We start from the raw sequence: 15,483 nt of genomic DNA on the forward strand, positions 1-15,483 counted from the left end.
TAGGGTGTTGAGAATTTCCCTGTCAATATCAATGAATTGGAAGGCGCTGTTTCGTCGGCTTTACCACCGAAAAACCACGGCACCCCAAGCCAGACCGCCGCCAATGGCTTCGGTCACGATGAGATCACCCTGTTTGATCTGGCCACGCTCGACGCCGACGGACAATGCCAGCGGAATGGAGGCTGCGGATGTATTCCCGTGATCCTGTACCGTCACGACCACCTTGTCCATGGGCAGGCCCATTTTCTTTGCGGTGCCTTGAATGATGCGGATATTGGCCTGATGCGGCACGATCCAGTCCACGTCATCCGTGCTGGCGCCTGCGCGCTCCAGTGCGGTGGTCGCGGTTGATGCGAGTTTTTCGACCGCGTGGCGGAAGACCTGGTTGCCCTGCATGCGCAGATGGCCGGTGGATTGGGTCGAAACACCACCATCCACGTAGAGCAGGTCCTTGTAGCGCCCATCAGAGTTCAGATCGGTGGCGAGAATACCACGATCAGCACTGGTGCCGTCGCCTTCCTGGGCCTCCAGAAGAATCGCGCCGGCACCATCACCGAACAGCACGCAGGTGGAGCGATCCGTCCAATCCATGATGCGCGAGAAGGTCTCGGCGCCAATGACCAGCACGCGCTCCGCCTGACCGGACGCGATCAGCGCATTGGCATTCGACAGGGCATAGACGAAACCCGCGCAGACCGCCTGGACGTCAAAGGCAAAACCTTTGGTCATGCCCAACTGCGACTGCACCATGGTGGCGGCGGAGGGGAAGGTTAGGTCGGCCGTGGAGGTTGCCAGAATGATGGCGTCCACATCCGCAGCAGTGCGGCCGGCGGATTTCAGCGCAGCTTCAGCCGCACGGGTCGCCATATGCGAGGTGGTTTCATCCTCGGCCGCGAAATGGCGGCGTTCGATGCCGGACCGGGAGCGAATCCATTCGTCGGAGGTCTCCAGCGTGGCTTCGAATTCCGCGTTTTCTACAATGCGTTCGGGGAGGTAGTGCCCTGCGCCAATCACCACTGCGCGTCGCGTCATTCTTTTGCCTGCCTTCTAGTTCGTGCTCCCGGACTCAGAATCGCCGGGTTCGTCCGCGTCTGCGGACGTTGCGTCATCTTGGGCAAGCTCTACGGCGGATGCAACCCGGGCTGCAAGCTTTTCCGCAAAGCCTTGCTCTGCAAGGAGAAACGCGAGTTTGATGGCAGCAGATACGCCCGTTGCATCGGCGCCGCCGTGGGATTTGACGACGGTTCCGTTGAGGCCGAGAAAAATGCCGCCATTGACCCGTCGCGGGTCAATGCGTTTCGACAGCCGTGCCAGGGATGTATAGGCCAGAAGCGCGGCAAGCCGCGACAGAATCGAATATTCAAACGCCTCGCGCAGGGCGGAGCGCAAAAGACTTGCGGTGCCTTCGCCGGTCTTGATCGCCACATTGCCGGTAAAGCCATCTGTGACGATCACATCTGCGATGTCGCCGGGAATGTCGCTGCCTTCAACAAAGCCGACAAACTCGTAGTTGGCCTTTTCCGCATTCTGAGAGATCAGCGCATAGGCCTCTTTCAGTTCGGCGCGGCCCTTGTGCTCCTCGGTGCCCACATTCAGCAGGCCAACACGCGGGCAGGGCAGATCCATCGAGTTGCGAATGTAGGAGGTGCCCATCAGGGCGTATTGCAGAAGATCCTCTGCGTCGGCGCGCACGTCTGCCCCTACGTCGAGCATCACATTGAAGCCCTGAGGGTTGCGGGAGGGCCAGAGAATCGCAATCGCGGGTCGATTTACGCCCGGCAATTTGCGCAGGCGCAGCATCGACAGCGCCATCAGCGCACCGGTGTTGCCGCAAGAGACCACGCCAGCAGCGTCGCCATTGCGCGCAGCTTCGAGGGCGGACCACATGCTGGTGCCCTTGCCGTTGCGCATCACCTGGCTGGGTTTGTCTTCCATCGTGACGACGTCGCGCGCGTCACGAATCTCTACACGGCCCGCCAAGTGCTTCCTGCGGGCCACGAGTGGTTCGAGCTGTTCGATAGGACCATGAAGAAGAAACCGGATATCGGGATTCTTCTTGGCGGATTTGGCGATGCCTGCGACCACAACGGCCGGTCCGGCATCGCCACCCATGGCGTCCACCGAGATCACGGTGCGGCGGGCATCTGCCTGCGATGGAGCGGTGTTACCCGTCATACGACTGCGTGCCTGCCTGGCATTCGTGATCCCGTTTCGACTCAGGCCGCGTCTTCGTCCAGGTCGATCTCGTCGGCCTGTGCTACGATTTCTTTGTCGTCATAGTGGCCGCAGGACGGGCACACGTGGTGAGGACGACGCAGTTCACCGCAGTTCGAGCATTCGTTCGGGTTTGCAGCAACCAGAGCATCGTGCGCGCGGCGGTTGTTGCGGCGCGATTTGGATACTTTGTTCTGTTGGACAGCCATGTCTCAACCTTTGTCTAACTAGGGCCACCAGGCAAGAGAGCCGTCGGGCGCGTTTCATGTTTCCGTGTCAATCGGTGTGACGTCCGGTGTGACGTGCGTGTAGGCCGCAGTCTCTCCGATGTCCAACCAAAAATTCCGATGAGCGCGCAAAAATACTGCGAATCTTCGGCGGCGCAAGGCTTTTCTTAGGAGAGCCAGCACGTAAGTGCCAGCAAGAATTCAGGTGACATCAGATATTGCAGTCCAGGACATCCTGAGCCACACATCCGAACGCGTCGTTCAGGTGTCCTTGTCGCTTGGTTTCATCAAATCTGCAAGCCCTGCAAAGGGGCGGGTGTCCTCGTCTGTCATCGGCTTGGTGCCGGGTTCAGCGTGCAGGCTTTGTCCCAGTTCCGCGCCGTCCTTGCGCGGATACTGCGGCAGATGCAGGGCAACACTCTCAACCATTACGTCAAACGGAGAGATGGTTTCACCCAGTTCATCAACGTTGTCATCCTCCGCCATTTCCACCTCCTCCTCTTCGGGGGTCGCGATATGCGCAAGGAACAGGCGCTCCACTTGCGTGTCGATCCGGCTGATCACCGGCTCCAGCGTCACGACGCAGGGCTGCACGACTGTAAAGCCAAGTTTGCCTGTCAGGGTCCAGTCCCGCTTGCCGCGCGCCTTGATCTCGCCTTCGAAGCGGAGTTTGCGCAGGGTGTCGACGCCCAGATCATGAGCGATGGCGCGGAGTGTGTCTGCGTCCGGAACCACCGAAAACTGTGTCGGGCGGTTCTGGGGCAACTCGGCAACCCGCAGGGCTGTCGTCTCGGAAGGGTGCGAACTCACGTGTGTACTTTCATTTCTTGAACCAGAAGCCCGAGTTAGGTAATCGGGACTTCAGTCTTTATCAACCCGAAGGGCAGGGGAAGCGCATGATTGCAAGTCCGAAGACCGTAAAAACCGCATTGCGGGGCGCGCTTCTTGTCGGAGCGGTGTTGGCCGTGACGGCCTGTACCGCCCAGTATCGCAAGCATGGCTGGATCCCCGGACCGGACCTTCTGAACGAGGTTGTGGTCGGCGTGGATACCCGCGACTCGGTCGCTGAAACCGTTGGGGAGCCGACAATCGACTCGCTGGCCGACGAAAGCGGATATTATTACGTGACCTCGCGGGTCAAACGCTTTGGCGCAAAGGAGCCTCAGGTGGTCTCGCGCGATCTGGTGGCGATCACCTTCGCATCGTCAGGCGTGGTGGACAGCGTGCAGCGCTACACGCTGGAGGATGGCCGGGTCATTCCGCTGGAACGCCGCGTGACCGACTCGAGCCTGGAGGATAAGACATTCCTGCGACAGCTTGTCGGCAACCTGGGCAATTTCAACCCCGGCAGCTTCCTGCAGCAATAAGGCTGCACCACGCGTAAATTATGAGCTCGGGGGATGGATTCGTCACCCGGGCTTCACATTTGTCATGATAGCAATGCAAGCAGTCCGCCGCCCCGACGCGGAGCGGTCGCGATTGCAGTCAAGATCAGACGCGAGCAGTTCATGGCCACGACACCCCGGTCCGACATTTCACCGACAGACGAGGCCAACGGTCCTTTGCTATCGAAAGGCCGGTATCGAGCACGGCTTGCGGCGGGCCCGGTGGACATCGCGGCAGTTCAAGCCCTGCGCACCCTGTGCTTTCGCACCGCGGAGATCGATCAGGACGACTTTGACGCCACCTGCGCCCATGTGCTGGTGGAGGACACCCGCAGCGACGCGCTGGTCTGCTGTTTCCGCATGCTGGTGCTGGAGGGCGGCCATGAGGTCGCGCGCACCTATTCGGCGCAGTTCTATGACCTCTCCGGCCTGCGGGACTTCGAGGGCCGCATGGTGGAGATGGGGCGATTCTGCATTCATCAGGGCTGGAGCGATCCCGACATTCTGCGCGTGGCATGGGGGGCGATGACCGCATTCGTGGACCGGGAGGACATCCAGATGCTGTTTGGCTGTTCGTCGTTTGCTGGTACCGAGACCGCCGAGTATCTCGATGCCTTTGCAATGCTGAAGCATCGCCACCTTGCCCCGAAACGCTGGTTGCCGCGGGTGAAGGCCCCGAATGTATTCCGCTTTGCCGCAAGGCTGCGACGAAAACCGGACGCCAAGAAAGCCATGCTTCGGATGCCGCCGCTGCTGCGTACATATCTGATGATGGGCGGCTGGGTGAGCGATCACGCGGTGGTCGACAAGCATATGAACACGCTGCATGTGTTTACCGGCCTTGAGATCGGTGCCATTCCGCCCGCCCGCAAGCGCTTGCTGCGCGCGGTGGCGGGATAGGCTGGACGGGCGCGGTCCTCCCTTGCCCGGATTGTTCTCATCGGGAGGCGGGCTTCTTGCTGAGCTCGTCGGTTCTGGCACCGCGCGTTGCCCGCGAGCGCGCATGGCCCGTTGACGAAGCCTGCGGCGCGGTTTAGCTCGCTGTCATGGCACGTATTCCTCTTTTGCAGATGTCCGGTATCTCGCTGACCTTCGGCGGTGATCCGATCTTTTCCGATCTCGATCTCGTGGTGCAACCCGGGGACCGGGTGGCGCTTGTCGGGCGCAATGGCTCCGGTAAATCGACCCTGATGAAGGTCATGGCGAACCTGGTGGAGGCGGACGCCGGCTCCATCGTGATCCCGCCGGGCAATTCCGTCGGCTACATGGAGCAGGACCCCAAGATGGAGGGCTTTGCCACGTTGGGCGATTTTGCCGCCTCCGAGCTGGAACCGGGGGAGCTGTACCGTGTTGAGCGCGCTGGCGAGGGGCTGAAGTTTGACCCCGCAAGGCCGGTCGAGACCGCCTCGGGCGGCGAGCGGCGTCGTGCTGCACTGGCCAAGCTGATGGCCGAAGCACCGGAGCTGATGCTTCTGGACGAGCCGACCAACCACCTTGATATCGAAGCAATTTCTTGGCTGGAGAGCGAGCTGGCCTCGACCCGCGCCGCCTTTGTGCTGATCTCCCACGACCGGGCATTCCTGCGGGCGCTGACCCGCGCCACGCTTTGGGTCGACCGGGGACAGGTGCGCCGTCAGGACAAGGGGTTCGAGCATTTCGAGGCCTGGCGCGACAAGATCTGGGAAGAGGAGGACATGCAGCGTCACAAGCTCAACCGGCTGATCAAATCCGAGAGCCGCTGGGCGGTGGAGGGCATCTCTGCCCGCCGCAAGCGCAACATGGGCCGGGTGCGCGCCTTGCAGGATCTGAAATCTGAACGCGCCGGGCAGATCAAACGGCAGGGTGCGGCGGCGATGGATCTCGAGGCGGGACCAAAATCCGGTCGCAAGGTGATCGAGGCCGAGGGGCTGATTAAAGGCTTTGGCGACAAACAAATCCTGTCGGGTTTCTCGCTCACCGTGCAGCGCGGGGAACGGGTCGCTTTTGTCGGCCCCAATGGCGTTGGCAAGACCACCCTTCTGAAGATGCTGCTGGGCGAAGAGGCGCCGGACGAGGGCAGCGTGAAGCTCGGCACCAATCTGGAGGTTGCGGTGTTCGATCAGACCCGCGACCAGCTTGATGGCAATGCGAGCCTGTGGGAAAACCTGACCGCCGATCCGCTGATGGGGATTTCCGGCAAGGCGGATCAGGTCATGGTGCGGGGCCAGCCCAAACATGTGGTTGGCTATCTGAAAGAGTTCCTGTTCGACGAGCGTCAGGTGCGCGCGCCTGTCCGCTCCCTGTCGGGGGGCGAAAAGGCGCGTTTGCTGTTGGCGAAACTCATGGCGCGATCTTCCAATATGCTGGTGCTCGACGAGCCGACCAACGATCTGGACGTAGAGACGCTCGACCTGCTGCAGGAATTGCTGGACGGCTATGACGGCACCGTGCTGCTGGTGAGCCACGACCGGGATTTCCTGGATCGTGTGGCGACCACGACGGTGGCGATGGAGGGGCAGGGCAATGCAACCGCCTATGCCGGTGGCTGGAGCGATTACCTCGCGCAGCGGGCGCCGGCTGAGGTTGTCGAGAAGGCAGAGAAACCCAAGGCGACCAAGTCGAAGGCAAAGGCGGAGGCCCAGGCGTCAAAGGATGTGCTGAGCTTCAAGGAAAAGCACCGCCTCGAGGCGCTTCCGGCTGAGATTGACCGGCTGGAACAGGAAATCGCCAAGCTGGAGCAGCTGATGGCCGATCCCGAGTTGTTCACGCGGGAACCGGTCAAGTTCAAGAAGGCCACCGAAGCCCTTGTTCAGAGACAGGAAAAACTGGCTGCCGCGGAAGAGGAATGGCTGGTGCTGGAAGAGAAGGCCGGCGGCTGAACAGGTGTTTCGCTTCGGGCTTTGCCCGAAGCGACCAGCGCCGCGCGCGCCCCTGCGGGGCGCGCGCGGCGCCATGCCGAACCGGATCAGGTCCACAGGGATCAGGAAGGTCTGGAACGACCTGAGGCACCATGCGTGGAGGTGAGCGGACGGGAGAGGCCCGCCCGCGCAAGACCTCAGCGCATCCGCAATGCGCCGTCGAGGCGAATGACCTCGCCGTTCAGATATCCCATTTCGACGATGAAACCGGCCAGCCGCGCATATTCCTCCGGATCGCCGAGACGTGCGGGATTCGGAACATCCGCTGCCAGCTGCGCTTGGGCCTCTTCCGGCAGTCCCGCAAGCATCGGTGTCATGAAGATCCCCGGTGCGATCGCCATGACCCGAATGCCGGAGGACGCCAGATCGCGGGCCATCGGCAGGGTCATGCCAACAATGCCGCCCTTGGAGGCTGCATAGGCCGCCTGACCCTTTTGCCCGTCAAAGGCAGCGATCGACGCAGTGTTGATGATGACGCCGCGTGCGCCGTCTTGCTCTGGATCGTTCTTGGCAATCGCCGCTGCGGCCAGACGCGAGACGTTGAAGCTGCCAACTAGGTTGATGTCGACGGTTTTCTGAAACGCGCCAAGGGGATGCGGGCCGTCGCGCCCTACAGTCTTGATCGCATGCGCAATACCGGCGCAGTTCACCGCTGCGGTCAGCCCGCCCATCTTTTCCTGTGCCAACGCAATCGCGGCCTCTACGCTTTCTTCGCTGGTGACGTCCGTCTCTGCGAAATGCGCACCGATGCTGTCGGCTATCCTCATGCCGCGATCCGTGTCGCGATCCAGGATGGTGACGGCAGCACCTGCATTGCGGAAATGGCGGGCGGTGGCCTCGCCAAGGCCGGATGCGCCGCCGGTGACAACGGCGCGTGTGGTTGCGAGTCTCATCTTTCTCGCTCCTCCCATGAAATGAACATGCGTTCAAATAATCATGGCGCAGCGTGTCTGTCCAGTGTCGACCCGCCCTGTCAGATCCCCATCAGCTTTCGGTCCAGGGCGGCCAGCGGCGCCAGACGTCGCCCAAGGGGCGGCCAGTAAACCCAGGTGCCGCCGAGCCGTTCGACGCGGGCACCGGTGCCCAGCTTGAACCGGGCCAGGCCGCTGGCGTCTTCGGTGTTGAGCACCCCGAGATCCAACTGCCGGATGCCCTTGTCCGCCAGCCAGTTCATTGCTTGCCACATCAGCAGGTTATGAGCCGACAGAGCTCGGCCGCGATCCATGCTGTGGGCGATGTGATAGGTCGCCCCGTCGCCATGAGTCAGCACCAGGATGCCGGCGACGGTTTCACGCCCCTCATGCGCCTCGAACAATTTGGCGCAGCCCCGGTTGGCTTTGGCATAGGCGAGGGTCAGGGCCGTGGGCCAAGAGCGATAGCGGCGTTTCACTTGCTGCGCAGCATCCGCTTGCAGCAGCCAGTGGTCATATTTGAGAGGCATGTTCTGGCGGGTGATACGCAGGGAGCTGCCCTCGGCGTGGACCAGACGATTGCGCCATTTCTGCTCCAGACCAGCGCGCTGCGCGTCGCGACACGGGAGGATGTCCAGTTGCCCGACGCTGGCCGGGGTCATCAGGGGCAGGGCGCCCAGCCGCGCGAGATCCGAAACGGGGCGTTCTGGCGACAGGATCACTGGGGTACGACGCAGGCCTTCTTCCTGCAGGATCTCCAGCAGACGGGCAGGCGCAACCAGGTCAGCGCGGTTGATCATAGCGATCGGCATGCCCCAAATCCTGCGCCGCAGGACAACCATGTCTTGCATCCGGTCAAGCGCCATCACGTCCTGACCAGCACAGCGCAGCGCGCGCGTGAACTCAGGCGATTGTGCAAGCGTGCGGGCAAGGGGAGAACGCTGAATGGGACGGGGCATGACATCTGCGGAGCCAAGGTCGAACATGCAGCCATTAACAGGATGGAAACCTAATTCATGGTTAATGACACCATGAAAACGCCCGTTAAAATCCTCGGCAAGACAGCCCCGGCCGCGCGTATGACAAAATGCGCAGCACTGTTGATCGCGACGGCCCTGTCTGTGCCGACGTTCATTGTTCTAACGGTGATCGATTTGTTGATCTTGTGAGGCGCGGCCTCACACTTGGCGCCCACAGATCAGGGGAGTGATCTGGCCGAAGGCCCCCGCCTGTTTCATCGGAATAGATTCCACACAGAGATAGCTCGGCGTGAATTGGCTCGCTTGAGAGGGTCGGGTGAGAGCGACGGCGCCCCTCTCACCCGACTGTCAGACTTCAGCCCGCGAGCTGCACCAAGGCGTGGCGCTTCTTGCCGGCGGAGAGTTTGATCGGCGAGGCCAGCGCGGCCGCGTCGATCATCAGCCCCGCGTCCGTCAGCGGTGCGTCGTCGATCTTGGCACCGTTTTCGGCAATCAGGCGCTTGGCTTCCTTACCGGTCTTGGCCAGGCCGGATTTCACGATCAGCTGCACGATAGACATGCCGTCTCGGAGCTCCGCCGCCGAGAGCGAAAGGGTCGGCAGGTCGTCCCCGACACCGCCCTTCTCGAACACTTCGCGCGCGGTGGCTTCGGCAGCCTTGGCGGCCTCGGCCCCGTGCAGAAGCGTGGTCACCTCGTTGGCGAGGATGATCTTGCCCTCGTTGATCTCTGACCCCTGCAATGCGCCAAGGCGGTCGCATTCATCGACCGGCAGCTCGGTATAGAGCTTCAGGAACCGGCCCACGTCCGCATCGGTGGTGTTGCGCCAGAACTGCCAGAACTCATAAGAGCTCAGCATCTCGTCATTGAGCCAGATGGCGCCGCCCTGCGACTTGCCCATCTTGCGCCCGTCAGAGGTGGTCAGCAGCGGCGAGGTCAGGCCGTAGATCTCATTTTCCAGCACCCGGCGTGTCAGGTCGATCCCGTTGACGATGTTGCCCCATTGGTCCGAGCCGCCCATCTGCAGAACGCAGCCATAGCGGCGGTTCAGCTCCAGGAAATCATAGGCCTGCAGAATCATGTAGTTGAACTCAAGAAACGACAGCGACTGCTCGCGATCCAGGCGCGATTTCACGCTTTCAAAGGCCAGCATCCGGTTCACCGAGAAATGCCGGCCGATGTCGCGCAGAAATTCGAGATAGTTCAGATCGTCGAGCCATTCGGCATTATTGAGCATCTGCGCATCGGAAGGCGCGTCGCCGTAGCTGAGGTATTTGGCGAACACCTTCTGCATGCCGGCGATATTGGCGTCGATCTGCTCGGGGCCAAGCAGCGGCCGTTCATCGGAGCGGAAAGAAGGATCGCCCACCTTGGTGGTGCCGCCGCCCATCAGGGTGATCGGGCGGTGGCCGGTCTTTTGCAGCCAGCGCAGCATCATGATGTTGAGAAGATGGCCCACGTGCAGCGATTGCGCGGTGGCGTCATAGCCGATGTATGCCGTCTGCGTTCCGCTCACCAGCGCCTCATCGAGACCCTGATAATCGGTGCAGTCCGCCAGGAACCCGCGTTCCATCATGATGGCGATGAAGTCCGATTTCGGATGGTAGGTCATAGCATGCCTCGGCTTTTGAATATGCAAGCGGCTGTATAAATCGCATCGCGAAGGGTTGGAACCTGTTTTCGGGACAAAATGCACAGTGTAATACCTGTGACAACGGGTGATACGGCCCGGATTTGCAAGGAAGAGTGCAGAGATGGGCAAAGCCATATCCAAGTCCGGGCCGGTGCGCGCCCTTGGGGCCATGAGCGGAACGTCGCTTGATGGGGTGGATGTTGCGGTGCTGGAGACCGACGGGCAGGCGATCTTCGGCTTTGGCGAGGTGGGCTATCGGGCCTATTCCAGTGAGGAGCGCGCGGTGTTGCGGGCGGCGCTGGGGCAGTGGAGCGGGGACGCGGTGACGGCAGCGGCGCGGGTGGTAGAGGCGGCGCATGTGGAGTTGATGCGCGACCACCTCGACGTGGATCTGATCGGATTTCACGGCCAGACGGTGGCCCATGCGCCACGGCTGCAGGGCACGCTTCAGGTGGGCGATGGATCGGTTCTGGCCGAGGCGCTAGGGCGGCCCGTGGTGTGGGATTTTCGCTCAGATGATGTCTCCATGGGCGGCGAGGGCGCGCCGCTTGCGCCGTTTTTCCACCATGCCTGCGCGCAGTATATCGGCGCGGCGGAGCCGTTGTGTTTCCTGAACCTCGGCGGCGTGGGCAATCTGACCTATGTTGATCCGCGCGTGGCGCGCCCAGAGGATGCGGGCGCGTTGCTGGCCTTTGATACCGGTCCGGCCAATGCACCGATCAATGATTTCCTGCAGGCGCGACTGGGCCTGCAGATGGACGAGGGCGGCAAGGTCGCCAGCGGTGGCACGGTCGAACACGGTGCGCTGGAGCTGTTTCTGGCGGAGCCTTATTTTTCAAGAATGCCGCCGAAGTCTCTGGATCGAAATGATTTCCCAGAAATGATCGGGCTGGTGAGCGAACTTTGCGATGCCGATGCGACAGCGACGCTCACGGCCATGTGTGCGGCTGCGGTGGCGCAGGGTATGGAGCATTGTCCGGAGCCGCCCACACGGCTGCTGGTCACCGGTGGCGGGCGGCACAACCCGGTGCTGATGGAGATGCTGCGGGTCTCGCTGGATTGCCCGGTGGAGCCGGTCGAGGCGGTGGGGCTGGATGGCGACATGCTGGAGGCGCAGGCCTTTGCCTATCTGGCCGTGCGGGTGGCGCGTGGTCTGGCGACCTCCGCGCCGCGCACCACCGGCGTTCGGGCCTGTGTCGGCGGTGGAATCCTGACGGTGCCCGACGGCTGGAGCATGCGCGCCGGTTGAGGCGGATTGTCACTGGGCGGCGAGCGCTCCCGCCCGTCGCGCGATGCATGTAAAATGCCTCCGCTCCCGTTGGGCCAAGCGCCGCGCAGCCGGAACGGCTGCGCGGCGCGGGTCGCTTCGGGTTGTGCCCGAAGCGAAACCTCTCTGACGGAGTCAAGAAGGTTATCGCGGAATATCAAAGTCTTCCGGGGCGAGGGTGAAGCCGGCGAAGTCGAAGCCCGGCGACACGGTGCAGCTGACCAGCGTCCAATCGCCGGTGCTGCGCGCGGCCTGCCAATGGTCCTTGGGCACGATCAGCTGCGGACGGCCGGTATGCAGATCCGGGGTCAGGATGTGGTCGGTGGCCGGCCCCTCATCGTGTTCCGACAGGGACAGGATGAGCGGAGCGCCCGCGTGATAGAGCCAGATCTCGGTGGCGTCCACCCGGTGCCAATGACTGCGCTCGCCCGCGCCCAGCAAGAAATAGATACAGGTGCCACAGGGGCGGCGCGTTTCCTCGCGGGTGTCTTCAATCCAGGTCTGGCGATACCAACCGCCCTCGGGATGGCGTGCGAGCCCGAGGGTGTGGATGATCTCGTCTGCGCTCATGTCCTGTGTCATGCGATTCTGCTCCGGTCTTGGCGTGATTGCGGGTGGTATTCCGGGCGCGGCGCCATATGTTTGGCGCATGACCCTGAATATCCCGTTTGACAATACATATGCGCAACTGGCGCCCGACTTCTACACCCGGCAAGATCCGACCCCGGTGAAAGCGCCGCGTCTGCTGGCCTTCAATGACGGGCTGGGCGAGCTGCTTGGTGTGAAGCGCGCGGAAGATGCGGCGCTGGCCGAGATCTTTGGCGGCAATGCGATACCCGACGGGGCCGCGCCGCTGGCGCAGCTCTACGCGGGCCACCAGTTTGGCAACTATAACCCGCAGTTGGGCGATGGCCGCGCAGTGCTGCTGGGCGAAGTTGTCGGCAGCGATGGTATGCGCCGCGATATCCAGCTCAAGGGCTCTGGTCCCACGCCCTATTCGCGCAACGGCGATGGGCGGGCCTGGCTGGGGCCGGTGCTACGCGAATATGTGGTCTCCGAAGCGATGCATGCGCTTGGCATTCCGACGACACGGGCGCTGGCTGCAGTGGCAACCGGCGAGACCGTCTGGCGCGAGGGCGGCCTGCCCGGCGCAGTTTTGACCCGGGTGGCCAAAAGCCATCTGCGCGTCGGCACCTTTCAGATCTTTGCCGCGCGAGGTGATGCCAAGGCGCTGAAAACACTGACTGAATACGCCATTGCGCGCCACTATCCGCAGGCGGAAGGACCGATGGGGCTGTTGCGGGCGGTGCGTGATGCGCAGGTGGAGCTGATTGCCGCCTGGATGAGCGTCGGCTTCATCCACGGGGTGATGAACACCGACAATTCCTCCATCGCGGGCGAGACCATCGACTATGGTCCTTGTGCGTTCATGGATGTGTTCCACCCCAACCGGGTGTTTTCCTCCATTGATCGCATGGGGCGCTATGCCTATTCCAACCAGCCGCAGATCGCGGTGTGGAACCTGGCCCAGCTCGCCACCGCGCTTATCCAGCAGTTCGACGATCCTGAGGCCGTGGTCCAAGAGGCAACAGAGATCGTGCATGCGATGCCCGAGATGATCGAGGCCGCCTGGTTGCGCCGGTTCCGCGCCAAGATCGGCATAACCGGTGCGCAAGAGGGGGACATGGAATTGATTACCGACCTGCTGGGCCTAATGGCCGACGGGAAGGCGGATTTCACCAACACCTTCAGGGCCTTGTCGACGGGCGGCGCGCGAGATCAGTTCTTGGCGCCCGAGCAATTTGATGCCTGGCAGCAGCGCTGGACACAGCGTCTGGCGGATGAGGATGCGCCACAAGACACCATGGCGCGGGCCAATCCGGTGCTGATCCCGCGCAACCATCGCATCGAGCAGATGATCGCCGCCGCCGTGGCGGGGGATTTTGCGCCGTTTGAACGGTTGATGCGTGCACTCGCCACGCCCTTCGCGGACGAGGCCGAGTTTGCCGATCTGCGTCACCCGCCGGCCGAGGATGAAGTGGTCAAGGCCACGTTCTGCGGCACCTGACGCGACCGGCCATCGGGCCTTGCTCCGTCTCTTGAGGATTTGCGCCGCGGTCCGCGGCGCCCGGGAGCGCAGGCCGCGCCTTCGGCGCGGCCTGCGCGGCCCAACGCTTTTGTCGGAGCCTTTGGCTCAGAGGAAAGGGGCGGGAGTGTCCCCCCGCCCCTTGGTCTATCGTTCAGTTGTAGTCAGATCGGAGAGGGTTCAGGACTTCCGGCGTTGACGGCCTGCGCCGCCGCCGGCTGCGCGGGCTTCGCCGCCGCCACCCTGACCTTCGGATTTACCCCCACCGCCAAAGCGACGACGCCCGGCGCCCGGCTTGCCACCGGGTTTGCCACGACCGCCACCGCCACCGGGGCGACCACGACCGCCACCGCGCGAGGATTTGGCGGCGGGATCGGGCATCTCTTCCCAGGCGCGGCCAGAGGCTACGGGGATGGTGATGCTCATGGTTTTCTGGATTGCCTTCAGATCGCCGATCTCATCCGGGGCGCAGAAGGCCACGGCCTGACCTTCCTTGCCCGCACGCGCGGTGCGGCCAATGCGGTGCACATAGGCGTCCGGCACATTCGGCAGCTCGTAGTTGTAGACGTATTTCACATCCGGAATATCCAGCCCGCGTGCCGCCACGTCGGTGGCCACCAGCACGGAGATCTCGCCGGATTTGAAGGCTTTCAGCGCCCGTTCGCGCTGGCCCTGGCTTTTGTTGCCGTGGATGGCTGCGGCCTTGAAGCCGGCCTTGTCCAGCACCTTCATCAGCTTTTCCATGCCATGTTTGGTGCGGCCGAAGACCAGCGTGCGTTCGCCGTCATGGGCGGTCAGCAGCTCTTTCAGCAGGCCCAGCTTCTCCGCTTTGGCGATGAAATGCACCGATTGGGTGACTTTGGCGGCAGGCTTGCCGGGAGGGGTCACCTCGATGCGCACCGGGCTCTTGAGGTAGGCGTTGGCGATCTCGTTCATCTGCTTGGGCATGGTGGCCGAGAACAGCATGGTCTGGCGCTTTTCGGGCAGCAGGGAGGCGATCTTGCGCAGGGCGTGGATGAAGCCGAGGTCCAGCATCTGGTCGGCCTCGTCCAGCACCAGGAAGTCGCAAGAGCCGAGATCCAGCGCCTTGCGGTCGAGGATGTCGAGCAGGCGGCCCGGCGTTGCGACGAGGATATCGGTGCCGCGCGACAGGCGGGTGATCTGCGGGTTGATGGAAACACCGCCGACCACAAGGCCGGTTTTCAACGGGCTGCCTTCGGTCAGACCTTTCAGGGTCTCGGCAATCTGGTTGGCCAGCTCGCGGGTCGGGGCTAGGATCAGCCCGCGCACGGTGCCGGCAGCAGGCTTGCGGCCATATTCCAGCATCTGGGCGATCAGCGGTACGCCAAAGGCGGCGGTCTTGCCTGTACCGGTCTGCGCCAGACCCAGCACGTCCTGTCCGTTCAGCGCATGCGGGATCGCCCGCGCCTGGATCGGCGTCGGAGTGTGAAAGCCCATGGCTTCGATCCGGGTGTGCAGGTGCTTGGGCAGGTCCATGGTGGAAAATTCAGTCATTCAAAGTCCTTTCGGTGGCCCGTGCAAACGCACAGGACCACACGGGGCACGGTCACTCGACCTGCGCACCCGTTCATCAGTGGGGCGGAGACCTCAGACCCAGACAACCTCATGTCACTGTGCCGATCTCTCGCAACTAGCCCCACGCGTGATCTTGGAACCATGGCATCCCCGAGAAGATCCGCTGCGAAGCGCCGTATCTCTTCTGAAACCAGAAGACATTCGAAAGGTCGGAACGATCAAATTCCGACAGCGCTGCGGGTCTCTGCTCACGCGGCAGAGGGTATGCCTGAAGGGCAAATGGCGGTGATGGGCGCAAATGTCAATGATGCATGCGCGGAACTTGCCTGTTTTCGTCGGGGGTTGCATTC

15 protein-coding genes are annotated in these 15,483 nt (G+C 62.6%); 6 read left to right on the plus strand and 9 right to left on the minus strand.

Annotated features, from left to right (window positions below):
* Positions 1-60 precede the first annotated feature (60 nt).
* From CLV89_RS15415 to CLV89_RS15430, 4 genes are all read right to left on the minus strand, one after another.
* The gene (locus CLV89_RS15415; RefSeq protein ID WP_106164551.1) at positions 61-1,032 is read right to left on the minus strand and encodes a beta-ketoacyl-ACP synthase III; all 972 of its coding nucleotides are present in this window, start codon (positions 1,030-1,032) and stop codon (positions 61-63) included.
* Between the two features lie 15 nt (positions 1,033-1,047).
* Complete coding sequence (gene plsX, locus CLV89_RS15420; protein ID WP_106164552.1) at positions 1,048-2,175, minus strand: phosphate acyltransferase PlsX; 1,128 nt, start codon at positions 2,173-2,175, stop codon at positions 1,048-1,050.
* A 41-nt stretch (positions 2,176-2,216) separates the two neighbouring features.
* Complete coding sequence (rpmF, locus tag CLV89_RS15425) at positions 2,217-2,423, minus strand: 50S ribosomal protein L32 (RefSeq protein WP_005623419.1); 207 nt, start codon at positions 2,421-2,423, stop codon at positions 2,217-2,219.
* Between the two features lie 279 nt (positions 2,424-2,702).
* Positions 2,703-3,251 carry a YceD family protein gene (locus CLV89_RS15430; protein WP_106164553.1) on the minus strand — a complete coding sequence of 183 codons (549 nt, stop codon included), beginning with the start codon at positions 3,249-3,251 and terminating at the stop codon, positions 2,703-2,705.
* 86 nt (positions 3,252-3,337) lie between these two features.
* Here CLV89_RS15430 and CLV89_RS15435 point away from each other — a divergent pair, with 86 nt between their 5' ends.
* The 3 genes from CLV89_RS15435 to CLV89_RS15445 all read left to right on the plus strand — a co-directional run bounded on the left by CLV89_RS15435 (position 3,338) and on the right by CLV89_RS15445 (position 6,684).
* The gene (locus CLV89_RS15435) at positions 3,338-3,808 is read left to right on the plus strand and encodes an outer membrane protein assembly factor BamE (protein WP_106164554.1); all 471 of its coding nucleotides are present in this window, start codon (positions 3,338-3,340) and stop codon (positions 3,806-3,808) included.
* Positions 3,809-3,949: 141 nt separating this feature from the next.
* Positions 3,950-4,726, plus strand: a complete 777-nt coding sequence (locus CLV89_RS15440) for a GNAT family N-acetyltransferase (RefSeq protein WP_106164606.1) — start codon at positions 3,950-3,952, stop codon at positions 4,724-4,726.
* A gap of 146 nt (positions 4,727-4,872) precedes the next feature.
* Positions 4,873-6,684, plus strand: coding sequence for an ABC-F family ATP-binding cassette domain-containing protein (locus tag CLV89_RS15445; RefSeq protein ID WP_106164555.1), 1,812 nt, complete (start codon positions 4,873-4,875; stop codon positions 6,682-6,684).
* 176 nt (positions 6,685-6,860) lie between these two features.
* Here the strand turns inward: CLV89_RS15445 and CLV89_RS15450 are convergent, their stop codons facing one another.
* Both CLV89_RS15450 and CLV89_RS15455 read right to left on the minus strand, forming a co-directional pair.
* Positions 6,861-7,616 (minus strand): SDR family NAD(P)-dependent oxidoreductase, encoded by a 756-nt coding sequence (locus tag CLV89_RS15450; protein ID WP_106164556.1) that lies wholly within the window; start codon positions 7,614-7,616, stop codon positions 6,861-6,863.
* Between the two features lie 80 nt (positions 7,617-7,696).
* Positions 7,697-8,620 (minus strand): GNAT family N-acetyltransferase, encoded by a 924-nt coding sequence (locus tag CLV89_RS15455; protein ID WP_106164557.1) that lies wholly within the window; start codon positions 8,618-8,620, stop codon positions 7,697-7,699.
* A 30-nt stretch (positions 8,621-8,650) separates the two neighbouring features.
* Between CLV89_RS15455 and CLV89_RS22655 the strand changes: the two genes are divergently transcribed.
* Entirely contained in the window at positions 8,651-8,803 is a 153-nt protein-coding gene (locus CLV89_RS22655) for a hypothetical protein (protein WP_165798137.1), read from the plus strand.
* A 166-nt stretch (positions 8,804-8,969) separates the two neighbouring features.
* On the opposite strand, the gene tyrS is transcribed toward CLV89_RS22655, so the two are convergent.
* The gene (tyrS, locus tag CLV89_RS15460) at positions 8,970-10,223 is read right to left on the minus strand and encodes a tyrosine--tRNA ligase (RefSeq protein WP_106164558.1); all 1,254 of its coding nucleotides are present in this window, start codon (positions 10,221-10,223) and stop codon (positions 8,970-8,972) included.
* 142 nt (positions 10,224-10,365) lie between these two features.
* On the opposite strand from tyrS, the gene CLV89_RS15465 reads away from it, so the two are divergent.
* Positions 10,366-11,493, plus strand: coding sequence for an anhydro-N-acetylmuramic acid kinase (locus CLV89_RS15465; RefSeq protein WP_106164559.1), 1,128 nt, complete (start codon positions 10,366-10,368; stop codon positions 11,491-11,493).
* Between the two features lie 162 nt (positions 11,494-11,655).
* Here the strand turns inward: CLV89_RS15465 and CLV89_RS15470 are convergent, their stop codons facing one another.
* Positions 11,656-12,093, minus strand: a complete 438-nt coding sequence (locus CLV89_RS15470) for a cupin domain-containing protein (RefSeq protein WP_243395030.1) — start codon at positions 12,091-12,093, stop codon at positions 11,656-11,658.
* A 67-nt stretch (positions 12,094-12,160) separates the two neighbouring features.
* Here CLV89_RS15470 and CLV89_RS15475 point away from each other — a divergent pair, with 67 nt between their 5' ends.
* A complete protein-coding gene (locus tag CLV89_RS15475; RefSeq protein WP_106164607.1) occupies positions 12,161-13,579 on the plus strand; it encodes a protein adenylyltransferase SelO in 1,419 nt (472 codons plus the stop codon).
* Positions 13,580-13,777: 198 nt separating this feature from the next.
* Here CLV89_RS15475 and CLV89_RS15480 read toward each other — a convergent pair whose 3' ends face one another.
* Positions 13,778-15,112, minus strand: coding sequence for a DEAD/DEAH box helicase (locus CLV89_RS15480; RefSeq protein WP_106164560.1), 1,335 nt, complete (start codon positions 15,110-15,112; stop codon positions 13,778-13,780).
* Positions 15,113-15,483 lie beyond the last annotated feature (371 nt).

The sequence above is a fragment of the Tritonibacter scottomollicae genome, from assembly GCF_003003215.1.
In the GTDB taxonomy this organism is placed as follows: domain Bacteria; phylum Pseudomonadota; class Alphaproteobacteria; order Rhodobacterales; family Rhodobacteraceae; genus Epibacterium; species Epibacterium scottomollicae.